Genomic DNA, 22775 nt, shown 5'->3' with positions numbered 1-22775 from the left:
CTGCCAAAAACCGGCGTAGCTTTCGCGCATCCAGCATCATAAAAGGATAAAGTGCACTGTGAATACAACTGCAAAGCGACGCTAAGAAAACCGATCTCAGGTTCATGATCAGCCTCCATCGGGGCGGTTACGAAATTCAATTAAGTAACTCTTGGCAAAGTCTCTGAATACTGAATCTTTACTGATGACAGAGCATTTGTTTAATCCTGCGGTAAATGCCTTCCACGGAAGACTCTCTCCTCTGGTGCCAGTCACCCCCGGACAACGCCAATCGTTTTGTTCAATGTGGGCAATGATCACAAGACGTTCTTGCTGACTATATTGATACGGCGGAGAAGGCAATGGCTGGCTTGTGGCCCATTGCTTAAACTGTTTTATCTCTTGCTCTTGTTTACCTTGCTTGGTTTTGTACTGGATAACTGCCTGCTCAGTGGAAATCCCCCAGATTTGTTGAACAAACTGTCCTGCTATTTTGTTATCGTATTGGTGGTAGAATTTTGCCGGGTTGAAAGCTGGCGAAATGGCTCTTATCTCCCTTTCCAATGCTCTCTGATAGCTGCCTAACGCCATGATAGCAGTCCCGCTGGCTGCACCTCCTGCCAATACAGCACTCGGACATGACTTGACTGAATGCACCAACAACAAAAACATTTTGCCATTCAAAGCGTCTGGATTACTTATTAACTTTTCCAGTTGGGGCTGAGCTGCCTCGCACTGAGCCAGGTTTTTCAAAGAGGTATCATCTACCCTGACTTTTACGAAGAAACTGGAGCCATCCATAGGAGGTACCTCTGCGGCCTGACCAATCTGTGTCACAATGTTGTCTTGAGATATTTGTCTAACCAAACGAAGATACTTTGTGTTTTGCTTGCTCATGTCTTCTAGCAATACTTTAAAACTGAAGGTGTTTTCATTCCTCTTTACTGAGTCTCTGAGCCGCCCATAAATAGGTTCCGGTTCATCGAGTAATACTGGATATTGCATATTGGCAGCCTCGAAATAATCTGCGGTAGCTTGCTGGTAATCAGCTTGTTGTTCGACCAGCTGACGCTGCTTTTCCTTTTCTGCCTGTTCCTTTTGCTGCTTGGCAAGCAACTCTTGCTGAGCTTGATGTGCTTGCCGTTCACGTTGGCGAGCAGACTCTGACAACTGATCGACATACGCTATCCAGGCTGGGGTCCACTCAGCTTGGCTCATCATTCTGCCAGGACCTTTGTTGAATAAGTTGCTGTTACTGGTGATGGGAGGCTGAGAAAAATAGGGTTGGATTTTTTCTTCTACAGCATCAGGATCCTGGATGCCGGCTACCTGTTGTTTTAACGATTCGGTGAGTTCAGCGAAGCAAAGCCTGTGTAAATAGGCTGCCGAAAGCTGATACTGCAACTCTGATTTATTCCTCACACCTTGGTCATAGATTCTATCAATGGGGAATGGGCGGTAGCCCATCCAGGGAGTTTGACGCTGATATTTCTTCAAATAATCTAGTGAACAGCTCTCGTTACTGGCCGCAAGTAACTCCGCCCCCGCACCAACAGGGCCGACTTGTCTCGCCTTATCTTTCCATTCATTCTGTTTATTCGCTTTCGTGTAACTTTCTTCCTGCGTCAACAGTTTGTCGAAGAATTCTTGTAACTGTGAAAGACTGTATTGGCTGTTTTTAACCCGCTTTTGCAATGACGGATAGTCGGGATGACGCTTGAGTAGTGCCTGGGCCTGCTGAAACGTTAATTTTTCGGTGGCATTTACATCCCGCAGTTGTTCAACAATGTCCTGTGCTTTTTGCGCCGAAGTAGGTTCCAAATCGGCCAACTCCAGAGATAGAGGCTCGGGGGACGGCCATTTCTGCAGGCTATCCTGACGAACCTGACTTAAAAAATTCTTCAGCTTGGGAAATGAATCATCGCGAGTGGAAAAGCCACCGAAAAAGCTCTCACAGCCCATTAGGCCGGTAAACTCCCCCTTAACTTGCCCTAATTTGCCCTTATCTTGTTGATAAAGGGAAACTGCGTTTTGCAGACGTTCCGCCCTATCGCCACAAGCTTGTATACAAGTATTTCTCTCTGACATTCTTTCGAAAGGGGCACAAAAGGCGGGGAGTTGCTTCAATACAGCGATAACTTTGTCGGTATCGATGTACCCCTCAGGATTCAGATAACTGAGATCGGGTAAATCAGGAAACCCTGCCTGCACCTTATTGCCCGAATTTGAAGCAACCTGTGTGGATTCTTTGCTGGCAATAGTATTGATCTGCCCTGCTGCCATGCTCAGGCTTACCATCTGTTGCATCGTGCCGGGTTTACCGACAATGCTGATATCGGAACCAAAAGCGGCAGAACAATTTCTCATCGCCTCAGCTGCCTGTTGTTGATGACCGGCTACCGTACCCCAGCCAGTAATTTGCTCCGCACCTTGCCGACATACTTGACGGCATGAGCCCGAACACATTGTTGAGGCCTGTTGCAGTGTTTTAATCAGATCCTCAGTGGTTGACGCCATTTGTGCATTTACCACCGTGCTGTATAGAAACAGGGCCGATAATCCCCATAGTTTGAAAGCGGTCTGGCTGGCGAAGTGCCGGAAGGAGCTTATCCTTAACATAAAAAATCCTTTTAAAGAGTGTAGTTGAAAAGAAAAAACAACTATATCCAATGATGAACAACAGGCTGGTCACAAATTAGACAGTAGTCTGTCTTAACATAATGTCAAGGAGGACAAATTTTCACTTTAAATGTTTGTCAGCTGGTCTAGCAGTGGAAACAATAAAAGTATTGAGGAAGACCGATTTCCCGAATGTCGTTTTTGACTAATCCAGCCCGTTAATTAGTGCCATAACGTGTCAACAGCTTACTTCGACAGTCGATAACAAACGCAACAAAAAACCGAATCAGGTGCTTATAAAGCAATGCTATGGGAGTCGTGTCACGTAAGCGCCAACAGAGACGTTTTGGCAGCGGGGAGTGCGGAGAGGTTATTCTGGGACGTCCTCCGCACGGAAACTGGAGCATAGCCTACATCTTTGAGTTCACGGTGTAACCGGCCGCATTCCCCGCATCACTGCCTTTGCACCTCTCAACCGCGCAAATACCATGACACTATGTTGCCTTGTGCTGTATCCTATTAGCGACCAGAATCAGAGAGTTAGGTACGTCTTGTGGCAGAGGCTATCGCATCCAGACATGCGCAGAATCAGCTAAAACAGCTCAATGCGGCATTAGCCGGCGGGCAGTTTGTGTCTGTGCGGAAAATGCTGCTGGAACTGCCGCCTTCCGATGTTGCCCTTATTCTTGAATCCAGCCCAAGTAAAACCCGTGAAGAGCTCTGGGATCTGATTGACGCCGACTTCCATGGTGACATCCTCGAAGAACTCTCGGAAGACGTGCGTAACGGCATTATCAGCCGGATGATGCCTGCCAGTGTGGTTGATGCACTGGAAGACATGGACACCGATGATCTGGCGGAAACACTGAGCAGTCTGCCCGATGAGGTCCTGCAGGATATCCTGGCGTCGATGGATGCCCAGGACAGGCTGCGGGCCGAGCAGGCCCTGTCTTACGGCGAAGAAACCGCGGGCTTCATCATGAATACCGACACCATCACGCTGCGGCCTGATGTGTCGATTGATGTGGTTCTGCGTTATATCCGCCTCAAAGGCGACTTACCTGAAAATACCGATGCACTGTACGTGGTAAACCGGACTGACATGCTGATTGGTGTGGTACCGGTAGCCCGGTTACTGACCGCTGATCCGGACGCACACGTTGCCGATGTGATGGACGAAGAGCCCGAAGCAATCCCCGACAATATGCCGGATGATGAAGTCGCCAGCATGTTTGAACGCTATAACTGGCTGTCGGCCCCAGTAGTGGACAGCAAACATCACCTGGTAGGCCGTATCACCATCGATGACGTGGTGGATATTATCCGTGAGGATGCTGAGCACTCGATGATGAGTATGGCCGGTCTGGATGACGAAGAGGATACCTTCGCCCCGGTCTGGCTGAGTACCCGCCGCCGTTCAGTGTGGCTTGGGCTTAATCTGGTAACCGCGCTGCTCGCAGCGGCTGTCAGTGATTTGTTTGAGGCGGCACTGAGTCAGCTGGCGGTACTTGCTATCCTCAATACCATCGTACCTAGTATGGGTGGTGTAGCGGGCAACCAGACCCTGACACTGGTGATTCGCGGTATGGCACTTGGCCACGTCAACCCGGGGAACTCGCGCTGGCTGATTAGTAAAGAGCTTGCCGTTGGATTGCTCAACGGGCTTATCTGGGCAGTATTAATTGCCACGGTTATTGCGTTGTGGAAGCAGGACTACACGCTGGGAGCCATAATCGCATTTGCTATGATGATCAATATGGTGGCCGCCGCCCTGTCCGGCGCGATGCTGCCAATTATCATGAAAAAGCTCAAAATTGACCCCGCACTTGCTGGCAGTGTCATCCTGACTACCATCACCGATGTGGTAGGTATTTTTGCCTTTCTTGGCACTGCCACACTGTTTTTGCTTTAATCTGACGTCTGCATCGCTGAACATCACAAACAAAAAACCGCGGATAACCGCGGTTTTTTTACTTAATGACTTTCAGGTTTGGCTTACCTTTCTTCGGAGGTACAGGTGCATCTCCTGGTTCATGCACCGATTCATCGACCGGAGCAGGTGCTGGTGCCGGCGTTTGCTCCGGCTCATCCTGCAGGTCTTCTTCAGTGGCAAAAACCGTTCCTGCGCCATTTTCCCGGGCATAAATAGCCATAATGGCATGACACGGCATGCTGAGACGTCGTGGCTGTCCGCCGAAGCGGGCCTGAAAGGACAAGCCGTCATTGTCGAGCATGAAATTCACGCAGGCCGACGGGGAGATATTCAGGACAATCTGTCCGTCCTTCACAAATTCCTGTGGCACCTCAACCATCGGACGCGTCGCGTCCACCACGATGTAAGGCGTTAACTCGTTGTCAACAATCCACTCGTAGAAGGCGCGAAGCAGGTAAGGCTGATTGGAGGTCATCGAAGTCATAACGGATTATGAATTTCGCGTTCCTGGTCCGTCAGCGAGGCTTTAAATGAACTGCGTGAGAACAGGCGCTTCATGTAAGCATTCAGTTCTTTGCTGCCTGCACCACTTAGTTCGATACCCAGTGCGGGAAGACGCCACAGTAACGGTGCGAGGTAGCAGTCAACCAGACTGAATTCTTCGCTCATGAAATACGGCATTTCTGCAAACACTGGAGCCAGTGCCAGCAGTGATTCACGCAGCTCATTGCGCGCGGCATCAACATCGCCTTCACCTCTGAAGATCTGCGCTGCCAGTGAATACCAGTCTTTCTCGATGCGGTGCATCATCAGACGGCTCTGACCACGAGACACAGGATATACCGGCATCAGAGGAGGATGTGGGAAACGTTCATCCAGATATTCCATGATGATATGCGAGTGGTACAGGACCAGCTCACGGTCTACCAGAGTAGGAACGGTTCCGTAAGGGTTCAGGTCGATAAGATCTTCAGGCAGATTGGCTGGATCAGTATAACTGATTTCAACGCCGACCCCTTTTTCCGCCAGTACAATACGTACCTGATGGCTGTAGATGTCGATTGTGTCTGAGAACAACGTCATGATAGAACGTTTATTCGCGGCAACGGCCATTCAATTTCCTCCGTCGAGAAATACAGATAACAGTGCACCCTGAACCTTAGTCTCCGGATGCGAAAAAAGGGGCGAATTCGCCCCTTCGGTCATTATACATAATTTGTGCGGTTTAGTGCACTTCCCGCCAGTAATCTTTCTTCAGCAGGTAAACAAACACAAACAATACCGCGATGAAGACCAGTACCCACTTACCAATACGCTCTGACTGCAGACGCATTGGTTCGCCGGTGTACTCCAGGAAGTTCACCAGGTCCGCTACCGCCTGGTCATATTCACCTGGTGACAGGGCACCGTCGCCATCACTCTTGATGCCAACGTAACGTTCGACCATTTCACCGTCGACCATCGCTTGTTCGTGTGTTTCGCGAGGCGTACCCTGCAGTGGCTGCAGCACATGAGGCATACCAACATCAGGGAAAACCTTGTTGTTCACGCCAAATGGACGGCTGTCATCCACATAGAACGTACGCAGATAGGTGTAGATCCAGTCTGCGCCACGAACACGGGCTACCAGCGTCAGATCTGGCGGAGGATTACCAAACCAGTTGCCGCCAGCCTCTTCAGGCATCGCACGGGTGATATAGTCTGTCACCTTTTCACCGGTGAACTGCAGGTTTTCCTGTCCAAGATCATCAGGAATACCCAGGTCATTAAAGGTACGCTGATAACGCTGGTACTGCATAGCGTGGCAGCCCAGACAGTAGTTCATGAAAATCTGCGCACCACGTTGTAGCGACGCTTTGTCAGTCAGGTCAATCGGCGCTTTGTCCAGGTGCACGTTGCCGCCTGCTGCCAGCGCAACACCAGGAAGGACGAACGCCAGAAATAACATCAGTTTTTTCATTTAGGGATCCTCGCTGGTACAGGTTTTGTTGTTTCGTTTTTGCTGTACAGGAACAGAGCAACAAAGAAGCCGAAATACATGATTGTGGCAACTTGCGACGCAATGATCTTCCAGTTTTCCTGCGGCGTGCCGCCCAGATAACCAAGGAAGATGAAGACGATAGCAAACACAATCAGGTTAACCTTGTGCAGACCACTGCGGTAACGCCAGGAGCGTACGCGACCACGGTCAATCCACGGCAGCGCGAACAGTGCCGCAATCGCACCAAACATGGCCAGTACACCAAACAGCTTATCCGGAACCGCTTTCAGAATCGCGTAGAACGGCGTGAAGTACCATACCGGGAAGATATGTTCAGGCGTCTTCAGCGGGTTGGCAATTTCAAAGTTCGGATGTTCAAGGAACTTACCACCCATTTCCGGCGCGAAGAACAGAATGTAGGTAAATGCAGCCAGGAACACACAGAATGCCACCAAATCCTTCAGCACGATGTGCGGGAAGAATGGCACAACATCATCAGCGATATCGTACTTCTCAGTGTAGTATTCGTGGATTTTGTAAGGTGTTTTCTCTGACTCCGGCAGTGAGCCTTTTTTGTGCTTGATTGCCACGCCATCCGGGTTATTAGAGCCAACTTCGTGCAGCGCAATGATGTGCAGGAACACAAGAATAACAATGACCAGAGGCAATGCAATAACATGCAGAGCAAAGAAACGGTTCAGTGTCGCGCCGCTGATTACGTAGTCACCCTGGATCCAGACGACCAGGTCAGGGCCAACAACCGGAATAGCACCGAACAGCGATACGATTACCTGGGCACCCCAGTAAGACATCTGTCCCCATGGCAGTACGTAACCCATGAAGGCTTCCGCCATCAGAGCCAGGTAGATAAACATACCAAACACCCACAGCAGTTCACGTGGCTTCTGGTATGAGCCATAAATCATGCCGCGGAACATGTGCATGTACACAACAATAAAGAAGGCTGATGCGCCGGTACTGTGCATGTAGCGGATAATCCACCCATACTCAACTTCACGCATAATAAATTCAACCGACTTGAACGCACCTTCTGCAGACGGTTCAAAACTCATTGTCAGCCATACACCAGTAACAATCTGGTTAACCAGTACGATGGTCGCAAGGAAACCGAACACGTACCAGAAGTTCATATTGCGAGGCGCAGGGTATTGGATGGCGTGCATATTCGCCACCCGCATCATTGGGATGCGCTCTTCAATCCAATTCAGAAAGCCGTTCATGTTATGCAACCTCCGCTTCTGAGCCGATGATGACCGTTGTGTCATCAACAAACTGGTATGGAGGCACCACCAGGTTTAACGGTGCCGGGACGTTCTCGAATACGCGTCCTGCCATGTCAAACTTAGAGCCGTGACACGGGCAGAAGAACCCATCCGGTACCCCTTCAACGATTTCTTCGAACGCACCGTCTTTCAAATGGGTTGGAGAACAGCCGAGGTGAGTACAGATACCAACCAGGATCAGGTATTCTTCTTTCAGAGAACGGTAGCGGTTCTGAGCGAATGTAGGCTGTTGCTGAGCCTCAGAATTCGGATCTTTCAGCTTGTCTTCGTGTTTGGCAAGCTCATCAAGAATTTCTGGCGTACGACGTACAATCCAGACTGGCTTACTACGCCACATAACACGAACCAGTTGGCCAGGCTCAATACCGCTGATATCAACCTCTACGTCTGCACCGGCCGCACGTGCCTTGGCACTGGGGTTCCAGGACGCAATAAACGGTACTGCCGCGCCCACAACGCCCACACCACCAACTACTGACGTCGCAACGGTCAGGAATCGACGACGAGTATTGCTTGCTGGCTGGTTTTCGTTATGTGCTGGCTCATTTGCATCTACGGATACATTGCTCATCCACATTTCTCCAGGTTTGGATAATCATGGTCTCTTTAATTCACCTGATTATTATTTTGATGTCAGCGAACAAGATGCCATGTCGGCTAGTCATGAATTTACCTCGGCGATACTGCATACCAGTCCGAGAACTCACGAATTTTGTTAGTTTTCAACCCGAAATGATAAGGGAAAAGTCCTTACAAACACAAGGTATTACTGGAATTAAAACATATTTTTCATGTTTACCGCCTCGTGCGGGGCTAAACGTCATTTAGAATGGTGCAGGCAGATGAAAGAAGGGGATATGTATCGCGCAAACTGCGTATGCATTTTACGCCGATGAAAGCGTTTAAGCAGCGCACAGCCGCGTTTCGGAGCCGCTGACGCAACTGCAATAAAAAACCCGGCAAAAGCCGGGTTTTTTGTATAAAACGTAAAATTAACGTTTTGAGAACTGTGGACGCTTACGTGCTTTGTGCAGACCCACTTTCTTACGCTCAACGCGACGGGCGTCACGCGTAACAAAGCCAGCTTTGCGCAGAGCAGGACGCATTGCTTCGTCATACTCCATCAGTGCACGGGTAAGACCGTGACGGATAGCACCAGCCTGACCGTTTGAACCGCCACCGCGAACAGTAACGTATACGTCAAACTTTTCAGTCATTTCTACCAGTTCCAGTGGTTGACGAACCACCATGCACTCTGTTTCGCGACCAAAGTACTCGTCAAGAGCACGCTGGTTTACTGTGATGTTACCTGTACCTGGACGCAGGAACACACGAGCAGTAGAACTTTTGCGACGGCCAGTGCCGTAATATTGAGTATCTGCCATGTCAGTTGCTCCTTAAATGTCCAAAACTTGTGGTTGCTGAGCAGCGTGCTTATGTTCAGCACCTGCGTAAACTTTCATCTTGCGGAACATTGCACGGCCCAGAGGACCTTTAGGCAGCATTCCTTTTACTGCTTTCTCGATAACCATTTCTGGCTTGTGAGCAATCAGCTTTTCGAAGTTAGTTTCTTTCAGACCACCTGGGTAACCAGAGTGAGCGTAGTACATTTTGTCCTGCGCTTTACGACCAGTCACAGCCACTTTTTCCGCATTGATAACTACAATGTAGTCACCCGCGTCAACGTGCGGCGTGTACTCTGGCTTATGCTTACCACGAAGGCGCTTGGCGATTTCTGCAGCCAGACGACCTAAAGTTTTGTCAGTGGCGTCTACCACGTACCAGTCACGTTGAACCGTTTCTGGTTTTGCAACAAAAGTTTTCATTTTAACTATTCACCCGAATAAATTCGTCGTTACCGAGCCCCGCGCTGTTGCGAGTCTCACCAAAAAATCAATGCCTGGGCCCCTTCGAGCCGATTGATTCTTCCACCTTCCCACAGGTGGGCGTAACTGGGCAGGGCGCGAATTATACAGCAATTGCATAAAAAGCATACCCCTGATTGACAAAAATGCACAAAAAGATCAGTGACTCATGGCCGGAGATCGGTTACGTTTTATACAGCACTTCTTTTTACTCATCGATAACGACCATGCGAGCGCGTTTAGTCTCTCTGTTTCTGCTTTTATGCTGCGTTAACACGCAGGCAGAGGAGAGCATTGTGTATACGCGTGCATTTGAAGGTGACGAGTACGGCTATTATCACCGAGACGTGCTGTCACGCGTGCTGGCTGTTACCGCGGAAATGGGCACTACCCGCCTGATAGCACATTCACACCCCATGCCCCAGGCTCGACAAATGAAAACTGTCAGCAAGCGGCAGGCTGATGTCATGTGGAGCATGACCAATGATGAACGCGAGAGCACGCTACTGGCCATTCGCTTTCCGCTGATGCGCGGACTGTCAGGCTACCGGACGTTAATCATCAGAGAAGGCGCACAGGACAACTTTCCAAAAAATATGACGACCGACGAGTTAAAGCAGAAACTGGCGGTTCAGGGAGAAGACTGGCCTGATTTAAAAATTCTGGAGAACCAGGGTTTTAACGTAAAAGGCGTCAAATGGAGTCAGTGGTATGTGTCCATGTTCAATATGGTTGATCGCGACATGGTCGACTGTTTTCCGCGCAATATTATCGAGATCCAGATGGACCTTAACCGAAACCAGGACAAAGCGCTGATGATGGAGCAATATCACCTCATCCGTTACCCTGCCTACGAATATTTCTTTGTCCGCAAGGACAACACTGCCCTTGCTGCCAGACTTTACACCGGCCTGGCCAGGCTGCTTGAACGTGGAGAACTGGATACCCTGTTCATGGCCCACCCTAATCATCGTGATGCGATGGCGCTGCTTAATGATAATGAGCGCAAGGTACATGATATCGACAATCCGTCACTTTCGTACGCCCTGCCCTATGCTCGCTGGGACTTACACAGAGACGCTGCCGTCAGCGCGCTGTATTCCCACGCTGAACAGCTTAACACCGTTGGCGACCTGTCCGGTCAGTAAGCAGGCGGGCTACCAGGCATAATAGCCAGCGCATAAATAAAAAGCGGCTTGCGCCGCTTTTTATCCGTTGTCTTTGAATATCGGGCCAGAACTAGTCGTCCTCATCCTCAGCTTCACTGAACACGATGATCTCTGCAACAACGCCTTCGCTGTTCTCATAGCCCTCTACCTCAAGATAGACACCCACTGCAATATCGTCAGCAGTGCCTTTCTTAAAGATGGTAGCCGAATCGATGAACACGAAGATGTCGCCAATTGAAAACTGGCTGTCGCTGAGGACTTCACTCACTTCGCCTTCAATTTCAGCTTCATCGCGCTCCGCAAACGTCACTTCGCGGGCAACCAGCACATCCTCTTCATTGAGACGACCTTCAATGTCTACCTGTTCACCGTCAGCCAGTCGTAACCGGTTACCGTTGTCATACTCAGTATCGGATGTTGTTGTGACCGCCTGCTCGCCCACGTAGAACGCCTCCGGTGATTCAAAACCACTGATAACACCTGTCACTTCAACATCATCATCTGTGTCTTTGAAGCTGACAGACATGGCTTCCAGCACAGCGTCGTTCATCACGCCTTTCACTTCAACCATGACCCCCAGGGCAAGATCATCTGCAGTACCATCCTCAAACTCAGTCTCTTCCGATGTAGTCACGCTGACACCGTCTACCGAGAAATCGGTGGCAGATTCGAACGCGTCAATTTCACCCTCAACTTCAACGTCTTCGCTTTCATCTTCACGGTCAAAATCTATCTTGCTGGCGACAATATCACCGTCATCATTTTCTATCCCCTTCACTTTGACCAGCGCGTCAACCACGATGTCATCTATGTTGCCATCTTCGAAGCGGGTCGACGCATTGATGTAGATTGAGCGGCCGTTAACAACGAACTCCTCTTCCGATACCACGTTCTGTATAACGCCCTTTACCTTGACACGATGACGTTCGCTATTACCGCGTTCTTCGTCCTCAAACTCTACCTCTAACGCCAGTACACTGCCGTCCGACTGAACCTGACCTTCCAGCTCAACCTCGTCGCCAACCGACAGCGCGGCGAAAAAGGTATCTGCGTCAACGTCTTCGTCATCCAGTTCGAACTGGGTTACAGCGTTCGTGATGACAGTAACGCCCTGAATGGTAAACTCAGGCGCATCAATGGCGGTCACACGTCCCGACATTTCTATCTCAGAACTGTCGCTCTCGCCCGCCGCCTCGTTCCGCTTAATCAAGCGGGTCAGCAGCACATCCCCTTCCTGAAAGGCTTTGATATCAACTTCATCACCAATCGCAAAATCATCAAGGGTCATACGTCTGACACCCTGTGATGACTTGTCAAGAAGGCGGGTATGCGCATCGACAGTGAACACCGTATTTAGCACTGTTAATGTGCTCGCATCGGGATCCACCGCACTCACAGGTCCTTCAAGCTTGATCACACCGGGCTTGTCAAGGCGGATACCCACCGCATCAAGCACATCATCGGCGTATAATCCAAAGACTTTCACGCGCAGGCCCACGGTGAGGTCATCGTCCTCGCCACCGTAAAAATCGGTCTCTTCAGACCAGCGTACGGTTTGATCAGCTACAACGAACGTCATGTCATCGGACATCGACGTGATAACACCGTCCAGCGCAACCTGACCAACGCTGTCATCATCGTCCTCAACATGCACTGCATCCGCAGTCAGTACACCATCAACCGGTGCCGCTGATGCCACAACCCGAACGTCCGCGCCGTCGCTTAATGTGCCATCAACGCTCGCATCACTATAATCAACCGTCAGCGCATTCAGCGTGAACGTGCTGGCGTCCTGATCCAGATTTTCAGCGGTGCCACTGACTCTGAACGTCGTTATCGTATCGTCCTTTAACTCTACCCGGCTGGCTACCAGCCCGATGGCATCATCAACGTAAGCGCTCACTTCCACAATATCACCCACGATGAGTGCATCGAACGTGACATCCTCAAACAATGTGAGCTCATCGACATGGAATGTCTGGCCGAGTAACGTAAAGGTTGAGTCCGTCAGAGAGATTGCATCGACCGGCCCCAGTGCACTGACATGGTAAGCAACATGACTTGCCTGGGCGATACTGCCGTCTGCCGTAGCACGTCCCTGCACGCTCACCACCATACCAATGTCCAGTTCGTCTTCACTGGCGTCGTCACTGCCATCGGTTTCAAACGTGGTATCGGTGGTGGTAAACCGAAGGCCGTTGACATACACACTGCCAAAATTACTGATTACCCCGTCGCTACTGATAGGCGCCTGATACACCAGCGATACCGTTTCGTTACTGTTGTTACTGAGCGTCACCGTCTGCTCCGCGGGTTGTACGTCAAACGTCACCCCATCGACATCAACGTTCCCCGGCGTCAGAGTGTAGGTTCCCGCAGCTAGTCCGGTCAGTGTTTCAGAGCCGGTGATGGTCTGTGAGAAACCGTCCGGACCTGTCACAGTGACATCGGCAGACGTATCTTCAGGCAGCCCCTGCACCGACACATCGAGGCTCGCCGTTGCAGCGGCTGGCGTCTGAGGTGTTGCGGTTTCACTGCTTCCGCCACCACAGCCAAAGAGACCTGACACAGTAAATAGTGCCAGACATAACAGACGTTTCATGAGATCACCCCTTTATATTAATGCAACCTTATATTCACAATCAGCTTACGCCATAGACCATGCCGGTAAGGTATAAAAATTAATACAACATAACGCCGCACAATAACCACACAATTATAGTGGGAATCGGATATTTTGCTGTCACGGGGTGTCGGTGGACAGGCGGAATGTAAAGCTGTGTGGACGCAGAAGAACGTTGAACGCCGCTACGTCCTTTGTTTGGCGATGCACCACAGTGCTTCAAGCTCGTCGAGTGACTGCCTGCGCAGGTCTTTACCTTCACTATTTGCGAGTTGCTCTACCTGCTTAAAACGTGCGGAAAATTTATGACTGGCGTTGCGCAGTGCGGTATCGGGATCAACCTCTGCGTGGCGGGCAAGATTGACTATCGCAAACAGCAGATCGCCAATCTCTTCTTCTACGGCCTGTTTATTGACGCTGGCAGCATTCAGTTCAGTCTGAACTTCGCCGACTTCTTCGCGCACTTTGTCCATCACGCCGTCAATATCAGGCCAGTCAAACCCCACGCTGGCGGCTTTTTTCTGCATTTTAACGGCCAGCGTCAGAGACGGCAGGCCTGACGGAATGCCGGACAGGACGCTGTCATTGTCCTCCTGTGTCCGTTCCGCGGCCTTAATGGCTTCCCACTGCGCCGACAAATCTGCATTTCGGTCACCGTCGCCAAACACATGCGGATGGCGACGCTCCAGCTTGTCACTGATAGCGCGACAGACATCAAAAAACGTAAAATCACCCCGCTCCTCAGCAATTCGCGCATAAAACACAACCTGAAAAAGCAAATCACCCAGTTCATTACAAACGCTGTCTGCACTCTGATTAGTATGGATAGCATCCGCTACCTCATAGGCTTCTTCAATGGTGTATCGGGTAAGCGATGCCATCGACTGCCTGACGTCCCACGGGCAGCCCGTCTCAGGATCACGCAGTCGTGCCATGATGGTCAGCAAACGATGAAGTTCGTGCTCAGGATTAGTGTTGCTTACGTCTGACATCAACCACTCCTTTTAGCTGACGTAACCGTTCAATCACTTTCGCCAGTGTGTCGGCGTCCTGTACTTCCACCGAAATGGAAATCACGGCGGTTTGCCGGCGTTTGTCACTTTGCGAATTTACGCCAAGCAGTGCGACATTTTCATTTGCCAGTACCGTTGTGATATCACGCAATATGCCAGTTCGATCGGTACAGAAGATTTCCACCACCGTCTCAAAACCGACATTCAGTTCATCAGACCAGTTGACCTCTATCTGACGCTCCGGGTGCTGCTCAAGCAAGTGATGTAACTGTTCACAGCTTTCCTTGTGCACACTGACGCCCCGGCCCTGCGTGATATACCCCATAATCGGTTCGCCCGGCACGGGTTTACAGCAATTGGCCAGCTGACTCATCAGGTGGCCAACCCCCTGCACGACCACTGCGTCCTTTTTGCCAGTAGCCCCAGCCGTTTTGCGGGTTTTCACTTTCGGGCTGATTTCGGGTTCAGGCTCGGGAGCGGTTAAATGGGTGAGGTGATTAACCACCTGCATAATGCGTACATCACCAGCCCCAATTGCCGTGTACAGCTCATCCACACTGTTTACATTGAATTTGGCGCAGGCTTCACTCACATGTTTACTGTCAATGTGTGCGCGGGCAATTTCACGCTCAAGCAGTTCCTTGCCCGCTGCCATATTCTTCTCTCTGTCCTGCTTTTTAAAGAAAGAGTGAATCGTGGCGCGTGCCCGGCTGGAGTGAACATAACCCAGTCCAGGATGCATCCAGTCACGGCTCGGATTAGGATTTTTGCCGGTGAGAATGTCAACCTGATCACCACTTTGCAGCTGATAGGTAAACGGGACAATGCGGCCGTTGACCTTAGCACCAATACAACGGTGACCGACATTGCTGTGAATATAGTAGGCAAAATCCAGTGGCGTCGCGCCCGAAGGCAGGTCGATGACGTCGCCTTTGGGCGTGAAAACATAGACCCGGTCATCAAACACCTGACTGCGTAATTCCTCGACCAGATCGCCTGACTCTGCCACTTCCTCCTGCCACTGCAGGATGCGTCGCAGCCAGTTGATGCGCTCATCATAGCCAGACTGTTTGCCTGCAGAGCCTTCCTTATACTTCCAGTGAGCCGCCACACCCAGCTCAGCATCCTGGTGCATTTTCTGGGTGCGTATCTGAATTTCTACCGGCTTGCCTTCCGGCCCCAGGATCACCGTATGGATAGACTGATAACCATTCGGTTTGGGGGTTGCTATGTAGTCGTCGAACTCTTTGGGAATATGTTTATAGTTGGCGTGCACGGTGCCCAGCGCGGCATAACAATCCTGCAGCCTGTCGGCAATTATGCGTACCGCCCGGATATCAAACAGCTGCTCGAACGTCAGCCGCTTTTTCTGCATTTTCTTCCAGATGCTGTAAATGTGTTTTGGCCGGCCATACACCTCGGCACGAATATGTTCGTTATCCAGTAGCGCCTGCAACTCGGATACGGTTCGCTCGATGTACTCGGCCCGCTCTTTGCGCTTGCCATCAAGCTGCTTTGCAATTTGTTTGTAGGTCGTAGGATGCAGGTACCGAAACGCCAGATCCTCGAGCTCCCATTTCAGTTGCCCGATACCAAGCCGGTTCGCCAGCGGCGCGTACACCGAGGCACATTCCCGCGCGACCATCACCCGGGTTTCTTCGTCGGCTTTTTTCACCTTTTGTAATGCGCAGATCCGTTCGGCCATTTTAATGACCACGGCGCGGACATCTTCGACCATTGCCAGCAGCATACGGCGAATGCTGTCGATGTGCTGTTCGTCGGTCTTCTCGTTTTTGCCACCGCCCCCCAGACGACGCGAATGCAGGGCTTTGATGGCATCCATGCGTCGTACGCCGGTAATCAGCTGACTGATCTCATGCCCAAACTGATCAGCAACCTCATCTTCGCTTAGCGCATGTTCCTCACAATAAGGGAATACCAGCGCGGCCTGCAGTGTCACATCGTCCATATTGAGCTCATGCAGGATCTCAACCATCTCCTGGCCCACCAGCAGTCGCTCCGGCGCAGACGAGATACTCCTTAGTTTTTCTTTCGTCTCTGCGCCGAGCGCCAGACTATCCAGCCAGGCTTCAAATGGCGGGCGTTCAGGCTCATGTACTTTTCGTGTCGACACCATGTGCTGATTCTCGTGTTACGCAAGCGAGTCTGACGTAAACAACGCCATGACCTCAAGATGTTGTGTATAAGGAAACATTTCAACCAGTCCAATCTTCTCTATGCGGTAGCCACCGCCCGCAAGAATGGCTGCATCACGGATGAATGTGCCGGGGTTGCAAGAAACATACACGATGCAATCAACCTTGTGCTGCGCGAGCGCCTCTGCGGCGGCCTGTGCGCCCTCCCGGGATGGATCCAGCAGCACTTTATCAGATGCAAATGCCAGACAATCAGTCAGACGTTGGGGATTGGACAAGTCCGCATGCCGCCAGTCAATTGTGTCAATGCCCTGTTCCAGTGCATTCTGTTGACCCTGCTGCACCATTGCAGCCACGCCTTCCACAGCCTGCACCGTCGCTCCGGCATCAGCCAGCGCAAGACTAAAATTGCCCAGCCCGCAAAACCAGTCCGCTATTTTTTCGCCGGGCTTCACCGCCAGCCATGCAAGGGCCTGTTCTACCATCGCGCGGTTCACTGCCGCGTTCACCTGGATAAAATCATTAGGTTGCGGCTTAAGATAGCGGTTTTCGGTGACCCGACAGGTGACGGCCTCCACTTTGTGTAGCGGGGTAATATCACCGTTTTGGTTCTCCAGCAGCAGGTTAACGCCTTTATCTTTCGCCAGTTCAGCCAATGCGTGTGTCAGCGCTGTCGCCAGCGGCCGGGTCGCTTTCAGCGTTATCTGACTGACATTGTCGCCGGCCATCAGACTGATATGCCCAATGTGGCGTGCGCCACCATGAAGGTTAAGGACCTGCTTCAACGGGCTGATAAGCGCTGACAACGACGTTTCGAGTACCGGGCAGTGTTCAATGTTTACCACTTTATTGTCGCGCTTGGCTCTGAACCCAACACGCACTTTACCTTCGCGCCGGGCATCGACTGCCAATCGCGCCTTACGACGGTATGCCGGCGTCTGGCCGGTTAATGGCGTACACCAGTTAAGTTCGGACTGCGGAAGTACTGACAGCAGTTTGTGGTTTATGGCCTGCTGACGTAAGCGCAGCGCCTCGTCTGGGTCGACGTGTTGTAATTGGCAGCCACCGCATTCTGCGGCCACTGGACAAAACGCGTCACGCCGCGCACTGTTCTGCTTGTCAACACGAATCAACTTGCCATGGGCTACCTGCCTGGCAGCCTGCGTCACATCAACCTCACAGTGCTCGCCGGGCAATGCGCCTTCAACAAACATAACGGGTTTACCGCGCACCACGCCCTGCCCCTGCCAGTCCCAGTCATCAATCACAACCTGTTGCCTGACCGGTCCACTGACCACATTTTTCGCTTTGCGCTTTGTTGGCTTATAGAAACTAACCACAACTCTCTTCTTTTATAACTGGCCGGAACACGCCGATATTAGTCGGTTTCCAGGATAACCGTTGCCACCGCATAATGGGTTTCATCTGACAGCGAGACATGGCTTTTCACTATTCCCATCTCGTCACACCGTGACCGGAATGCCCCCGAGAACGTTAATTGCGGTGCGCCTGCCTGATTGTTCATCACACAAATGTGCTGCCAGCTGATACCGCACCCTATACCGGTGCCAAGCGCTTTCACCGCCGCTTCTTTAACAGCAAAGCGTTTCGCCAGATAGCGTACCGGTTCAGCATGGCTATTAAAAATAGCCAGTTCATCCGGCGTCAGCACGCGCTCAGCCAGACGCGGCGAGCGCGACAGGGTATCCTGCAAGCGCGCTATCTCAATAATGTCTGTACCCAGTCCGGCAATTGCCATCAGCGTGTCAGCAGCGCAGCCATGCGCGCCTCCTGCATCAGGGCACGCATATCGGCAACCGCTTTATGCAGTCCGTCAAAGGCTGCTCTGGCAATAATCGCATGGCCAATGTTCAGTTCAATAATCTCTGGAATGGCCGCAATGGGTTTGACATTGTGATAATGCAGTCCATGACCGGCATTGACCTTCAGCCCTGCCTTGTGGGCGTACGCTATACCTGCTTTCAGGCGTTCAAGTTCCTGCTCGCGCGCGGCGTCGGTTTTGGCCTCGGCGTACTGCCCGGTATGGATTTCAATAAACGGCGCACCGCAGGCCAGAGCCGCATCAATCTGGCGCTCTTCTGCATCGATAAACAGCGACACCGCGATCCCTTCGTCAGCCAGTTGCTCACAGGCGCGGGCAATCGTGTCCTGATTGCCTGCCACATCGAGTCCCCCCTCGGTCGTCAGCTCTTCACGCTTTTCCGGTACCAGACAACAAAATGCCGGTCTGATACGCGTGGCAATGCCCAACATTTCATCGGTGACGGCCATTTCAAGGTTCATGCGGGTAGACAGGGTGTGTGCCAGCAGTTCTACATCGCGGTCACGAATGTGACGACGGTCCTCACGCAAATGCACGGTGATCCCGTCTGCACCTGCACGCTCTGCAATATCCGCCGCGTGCACGGGATCCGGATAATGGGTGCCGCGCGCATTTCTCAGCGTGGCAATGTGATCAATATTAACGCCCAGTAAAATATCGGTCATGCAGTTTGTCCTGTAATACTCTAGGGTAGTAGTGTAACAAAAAAGTTGGAATGAGGTGGTACGTGATACCAGCAATCCGCCAGCATATGGTGAGTCTTTTACTGTCGATAGCGGCTTTTGGTGCACTGGCGTCTGATAACCTTGCGGGTCACCTCTCTGACAACCAGCGGATCACCAGTCAGGTACTCCATTATTCTCTGCAGTTTCGTGTCTACCAGCCGCCCGGGCTGACTGGCCAGCTCGCTTACCCCGTGCTGTATGTCACTGACGGACAATGGTATATCCGTGACGGTCAGTTACCGGCGCGGGCCGACGCGCTTATACAGCAAGGTGAGCTGCCCCCCTTGTTCATTGTATTTATTGACAGCCGAAACCCGGACCAGCTGACGGAAAACCGGCGCAACCAGGAATTTATGTGCAACCCGGATTATGCCCGCTTTATTGTGTCTGAGCTTATTCCTGTCATCGAGCAGACGTATCCTGTTTCTGCTGACGCCGACAACCGCGGGATTGCCGGACTATCATTCGGCGGACTCAATGCAGCCTGCGTTGGGCTGATGGCGTCCCATGTCTTTCACAAAGTAGGTATGCAGTCACCGGCCAGTGATCAACACGTCGCGCTGATAACGCAGCAGTATCAGCGCACGGCGACGGCGCCGCTGACGCTATTTCTGTCAGCCGGCACCCGCAATGACAATGTCAGCGCAATTCGTGAATTCAGGAAAGTGTTGGTCAAACAGGGACATCAAGTCACGTACCGTGAGGTTCGTGAGGGACACAACTGGAAGAACTGGGCGCCGCTGCAACGTGACATGCTGCTGGCCTTGTTTCCCCACTCACAATGAGCAAGCGTGACAGCCTGCTGACTACTGTCGCTGCTGCGGGACAAACAGTGCGCGGCTTTTTAATGGTTTGTTGCCTAACAACGGGGCCAGAATAGCGCGACTGAGCAACTTTGCTGCGCGGCGGGTATCCTCCTGCCACTGGCCGTCGGCCAGCGCAAGCAGCGTCTCACCTGCAATCCGGTGGGGTAGCGAAACATCCTGTGTTCTGACCACGCCAACTTCACTGATGTACTGATAAAACGCGCCGGGTTCAACGGCATCACCGCTTTGCCCGTCTATCGTCCAGTCGGGCATCAGCCCCATGTCGCTGAGCATGGCAAACTCAAACTCACGCAGACTGATCTCTATCGACGAGGTCGACACCAGATCTGTCAGGGTCGCATTATAGGTCTCAAAAAGCGCTTCACTCACCAGCTCAGGCGGCATGATACGGTTGGTCAGCTCATTCACGTACATCCCACAAAACAACGCGTTGCCGGTAAGCATCAGTGCCCGGCCATGGCTTTCGACCAGACTGAGGTTTTTCAGTGAGGACTTGCCCCGGCACTGCACTCTGAGTGGCTGAAAAGGCTGCAAGAGGCTCTTTTTGTCAGATTTGCTGTTTCTGACGCCTTTGGCCACCACGCTGATTTTTCCTGCCTGCCGTGTAAACAGGTCTACGAGATAACTGGTTTCACGGTAAGGCCGTCGGTGTAAAACGAATGCATCAAGCCACTGCGAGTCAGCCACCACAGGTCTCCTAGGAACGACGAAGCCGGACCACTTTCATAAATTCAAACGGGATCCCTGCCACATCCTGCTGACTGGGATAATAGGTCAGGTTCACCCTGGCCCCTGTCAGACTTTTATAATGCTGTTTACGACGGAATACAAAAGGAACGTCCGCAGACTCGATCATCAGCGTATGCTTTATCCAGTCTCCTTCCTCACGCTGAACATGTGACAGCACTTTGACATTGTCGCTCTGCGTGAGCGCCTGATGCCTTTTAAGTAAGTGCTTACTGTCCTTATTCATCTTTCTCTATCTGCTCAACGAGCAACTGAACAGTTTCGTTACCACGAAACACATTAACATCAAGGCGATAAGCAATTCTGACGCGACGAGCCTGCATATCAGGCCAGGCATTGGTGTCGATATTAAACGCAATCGCGTCCACTTCCTCACCATCGTCATGCAGCAATACCAGCTTCAGATGTTTTTCACCGACAATACGCTGCGTTACCAGCGTGAAGACGCCATCAAACAACGGTGCTTCGAACCCCTGCCCGAATGGCCCGGCACTGCGCAGGGTTCTGGCAAAAGGCAATGACAGCTCTTCCCGTCCCAGCTCACCATCAGAGTAAAGTACGGCATCGCCGTCACACAAGGCCAGATGACGCGCCGTTACGGTATTCAGGGCGTCGGTAAACTGCGCCAGCTTCGCCACAGGCAGACTGACGCCCGCGGCCATGGCGTGGCCACCAAATTTTTCAATGACCCCGGGATAACGGGTATTCACCTCATCCAGTACATCCCGTATGTGCACTCCCGGGATAGAACGGGCCGACCCTTTCAGGGTGTGATCATCCTGATGGGCGAAGGCCAGGGTCGGACGGTGATATTTCTCTTTGATTCTGCCCGCCACAATGCCAATGACGCCCTGATGAAAGTCTTCTTTATACACCACCAGCGCCGGCGGCATGTCACCATCACTTAAAGTAAGGGAATCCAACACTTTCTGGGCTTCTTCTTTCATGCCCTGCTCAATACTGCGACGTTCCTGATTCAGTGCATCCAGCTCGGCCGCCATCATTCTTGCCTGCATTGGATCGTCCTCGGTCAGACAGGCGATCCCCAGTGCCATATCATCCAGCCGCCCGGCGGCGTTTAGACGGGGACCAATGACAAAGCCAAGATCCGTTGACGTGAGGTGCGCCAGTTCACGGCCCGCTACCTCCACCAACGCTTTGATACCCGGACGGCACTGCCCGGCACGAATGCGCTGTAATCCCTGGTGCACCAGAATACGATTATTTCTGTCCAGTCTGACCACGTCTGCGACGGTACCTACCGCTACGATATCCAGCAGTGTCGCAAGGTTTGGCGGCGCGATCCCGGCCTGTTCAAACCAGCCCCGCGACTGAAGTTGCGACCGACACGCCAGCATCAGATAAAACGCAACCCCTACGCCGGCTATGTGCGGTGACGGAAACGTGCACCCGGGTTGATTCGGATTTACGATCGCATCGGCTGGCGGGAGCGTTTCACCGGGCAGGTGGTGGTCGGTCACAATGACCGTCATGCCCAGCGCCTTGGCATGGGCAACGCCATCATGGCAGGCGATGCCATTATCAACAGTAATCAGTATCTCAGCCTGGTGCTGCGCCGCAATATCTACGATTGGGGTACTCAGGCCGTAGCCAAAGTCGAACCGGTTTGGCACCAGATAATCAACATGGGGATGGCCCATCATCTTCAGCGCCAGCAGGCACACCGAGGTACTGGTCGCGCCATCGGCATCAAAATCTCCCACAATCACTACTTTTTTCCGGGCAGTGACGGCCTCTGCCAGCAGGGCACTGGCCTTTTCCATATCCTTAAGCTGATTAAAGTGCAAAAGCGACTTAAGGCCGTGTTCAAGTTCATCCATCGATTGCACATTGCGGCCGCGATAAATACGCTCCAGCACAGGGTGAAGGTCACCGCTTAACGGTGCCGACGACAGGGTTCGTCTGACAATGGGTAAGATCATCTTGGTCCGTTCGACATTGACGTAGCATGAAGAAGGCGGCAGACCTGC

At 51.9% G+C, this 22775-nt stretch carries 20 protein-coding genes; 3 read left to right on the top strand and 17 right to left on the bottom strand.

Annotated features, from left to right (window positions below; all coding sequences use genetic code 11):
- Nucleotides 1–108: 108 nt before the first annotated feature.
- On the bottom strand, nt 109–2598 hold the full coding sequence (locus AB1N33_RS12860) for a hypothetical protein (RefSeq protein ID WP_411271965.1): 2490 nt from the start codon (nt 2596–2598) through the stop codon (nt 109–111).
- A 553-nt stretch (nt 2599–3151) separates the two neighbouring features.
- Here AB1N33_RS12860 and mgtE point away from each other — a divergent pair.
- Nucleotides 3152–4510, top strand: a complete 1359-nt coding sequence (gene mgtE, locus AB1N33_RS12855; RefSeq protein WP_411271964.1) for a magnesium transporter — start codon at nt 3152–3154, stop codon at nt 4508–4510.
- A 58-nt stretch (nt 4511–4568) separates the two neighbouring features.
- On the opposite strand, the gene AB1N33_RS12850 is transcribed toward mgtE, so the two are convergent.
- The 7 genes from AB1N33_RS12850 to rplM form a co-directional block, all read right to left on the bottom strand.
- Entirely contained in the window at nt 4569–5015 is a 447-nt protein-coding gene (locus AB1N33_RS12850) for a ClpXP protease specificity-enhancing factor (protein ID WP_411271963.1), read from the bottom strand.
- Nucleotides 5012–5644 (bottom strand): stringent starvation protein SspA, encoded by a 633-nt coding sequence (gene sspA, locus AB1N33_RS12845; protein ID WP_411271962.1) that lies wholly within the window; start codon nt 5642–5644, stop codon nt 5012–5014. Before sspA ends, AB1N33_RS12850 begins: the two co-directional genes overlap by 4 nt.
- 112 nt (nt 5645–5756) lie before the next feature.
- Entirely contained in the window at nt 5757–6491 is a 735-nt protein-coding gene (locus AB1N33_RS12840; RefSeq protein WP_411271961.1) for a cytochrome c1, read from the bottom strand.
- Nucleotides 6488–7753, bottom strand: coding sequence for a cytochrome b (locus tag AB1N33_RS12835; RefSeq protein WP_411271960.1), 1266 nt, complete (start codon nt 7751–7753; stop codon nt 6488–6490). The genes AB1N33_RS12840 and AB1N33_RS12835 overlap by 4 nt, the downstream gene beginning before the upstream one ends.
- Before the next feature lies 1 nt (nt 7754).
- On the bottom strand, nt 7755–8387 hold the full coding sequence (gene petA / locus AB1N33_RS12830; RefSeq protein ID WP_411271959.1) for a ubiquinol-cytochrome c reductase iron-sulfur subunit: 633 nt from the start codon (nt 8385–8387) through the stop codon (nt 7755–7757).
- Nucleotides 8388–8808: 421 nt separating this feature from the next.
- A complete protein-coding gene (gene rpsI, locus AB1N33_RS12825) occupies nt 8809–9201 on the bottom strand; it encodes a 30S ribosomal protein S9 (protein WP_411271958.1) in 393 nt (130 codons plus the stop codon).
- 12 nt (nt 9202–9213) lie between these two features.
- Nucleotides 9214–9642: a 50S ribosomal protein L13 gene (rplM, locus tag AB1N33_RS12820; protein ID WP_411271957.1), complete on the bottom strand. Its 429-nt coding sequence runs from the start codon at nt 9640–9642 to the stop codon at nt 9214–9216.
- A 335-nt stretch (nt 9643–9977) separates the two neighbouring features.
- Here rplM and AB1N33_RS12815 point away from each other — a divergent pair, with 335 nt between their 5' ends.
- On the top strand, nt 9978–10829 hold the full coding sequence (locus AB1N33_RS12815; protein ID WP_411271956.1) for a transporter substrate-binding domain-containing protein: 852 nt from the start codon (nt 9978–9980) through the stop codon (nt 10827–10829).
- Between the two features lie 91 nt (nt 10830–10920).
- Here the strand turns inward: AB1N33_RS12815 and AB1N33_RS12810 are convergent, their stop codons facing one another.
- The 6 genes from AB1N33_RS12810 to pdxJ form a co-directional block, all read right to left on the bottom strand.
- The gene (locus tag AB1N33_RS12810; protein WP_411271955.1) at nt 10921–13452 is read right to left on the bottom strand and encodes a DUF5666 domain-containing protein; all 2532 of its coding nucleotides are present in this window, start codon (nt 13450–13452) and stop codon (nt 10921–10923) included.
- A gap of 206 nt (nt 13453–13658) precedes the next feature.
- Nucleotides 13659–14465, bottom strand: coding sequence for a nucleoside triphosphate pyrophosphohydrolase (gene mazG, locus AB1N33_RS12805; protein WP_411271954.1), 807 nt, complete (start codon nt 14463–14465; stop codon nt 13659–13661).
- Nucleotides 14443–16623 (bottom strand): GTP diphosphokinase, encoded by a 2181-nt coding sequence (gene relA / locus AB1N33_RS12800; protein ID WP_411271953.1) that lies wholly within the window; start codon nt 16621–16623, stop codon nt 14443–14445. The genes mazG and relA overlap by 23 nt, the downstream gene beginning before the upstream one ends.
- Nucleotides 16624–16638: 15 nt before the next feature.
- A complete protein-coding gene (gene rlmD / locus AB1N33_RS12795; RefSeq protein ID WP_411271952.1) occupies nt 16639–17982 on the bottom strand; it encodes a 23S rRNA (uracil(1939)-C(5))-methyltransferase RlmD in 1344 nt (447 codons plus the stop codon).
- Nucleotides 17983–18020: 38 nt separating this feature from the next.
- Nucleotides 18021–18401, bottom strand: coding sequence for a holo-ACP synthase (acpS, locus tag AB1N33_RS12790; protein WP_411271951.1), 381 nt, complete (start codon nt 18399–18401; stop codon nt 18021–18023).
- Nucleotides 18401–19150 (bottom strand): pyridoxine 5'-phosphate synthase, encoded by a 750-nt coding sequence (pdxJ, locus tag AB1N33_RS12785; RefSeq protein ID WP_411271950.1) that lies wholly within the window; start codon nt 19148–19150, stop codon nt 18401–18403. The genes acpS and pdxJ overlap by 1 nt, the downstream gene beginning before the upstream one ends.
- A gap of 62 nt (nt 19151–19212) precedes the next feature.
- Here pdxJ and AB1N33_RS12780 point away from each other — a divergent pair, with 62 nt between their 5' ends.
- On the top strand, nt 19213–19995 hold the full coding sequence (locus AB1N33_RS12780; protein ID WP_411271949.1) for an alpha/beta hydrolase: 783 nt from the start codon (nt 19213–19215) through the stop codon (nt 19993–19995).
- Between the two features lie 21 nt (nt 19996–20016).
- Here AB1N33_RS12780 and recO read toward each other — a convergent pair whose 3' ends face one another.
- From recO to recJ, 3 genes are read right to left on the bottom strand one after another with little or no spacing between them, the layout of a single operon-like run.
- Nucleotides 20017–20724, bottom strand: a complete 708-nt coding sequence (recO, locus tag AB1N33_RS12775; RefSeq protein ID WP_411271948.1) for a DNA repair protein RecO — start codon at nt 20722–20724, stop codon at nt 20017–20019.
- A gap of 10 nt (nt 20725–20734) precedes the next feature.
- Nucleotides 20735–21010: a hypothetical protein gene (locus AB1N33_RS12770; protein WP_411271947.1), complete on the bottom strand. Its 276-nt coding sequence runs from the start codon at nt 21008–21010 to the stop codon at nt 20735–20737.
- A complete protein-coding gene (gene recJ, locus AB1N33_RS12765; RefSeq protein WP_411271946.1) occupies nt 21003–22727 on the bottom strand; it encodes a single-stranded-DNA-specific exonuclease RecJ in 1725 nt (574 codons plus the stop codon). Before recJ ends, AB1N33_RS12770 begins: the two co-directional genes overlap by 8 nt.
- Nucleotides 22728–22775 lie beyond the last annotated feature (48 nt).

The organism is Alteromonas nitratireducens, from assembly GCF_040812025.1.
In the GTDB taxonomy this organism is placed as follows: Bacteria; Pseudomonadota; Gammaproteobacteria; order Enterobacterales; family Alteromonadaceae; genus Alteromonas; species Alteromonas nitratireducens.
This window is presented reverse-complemented; position numbering and strand designations above follow the sequence as displayed.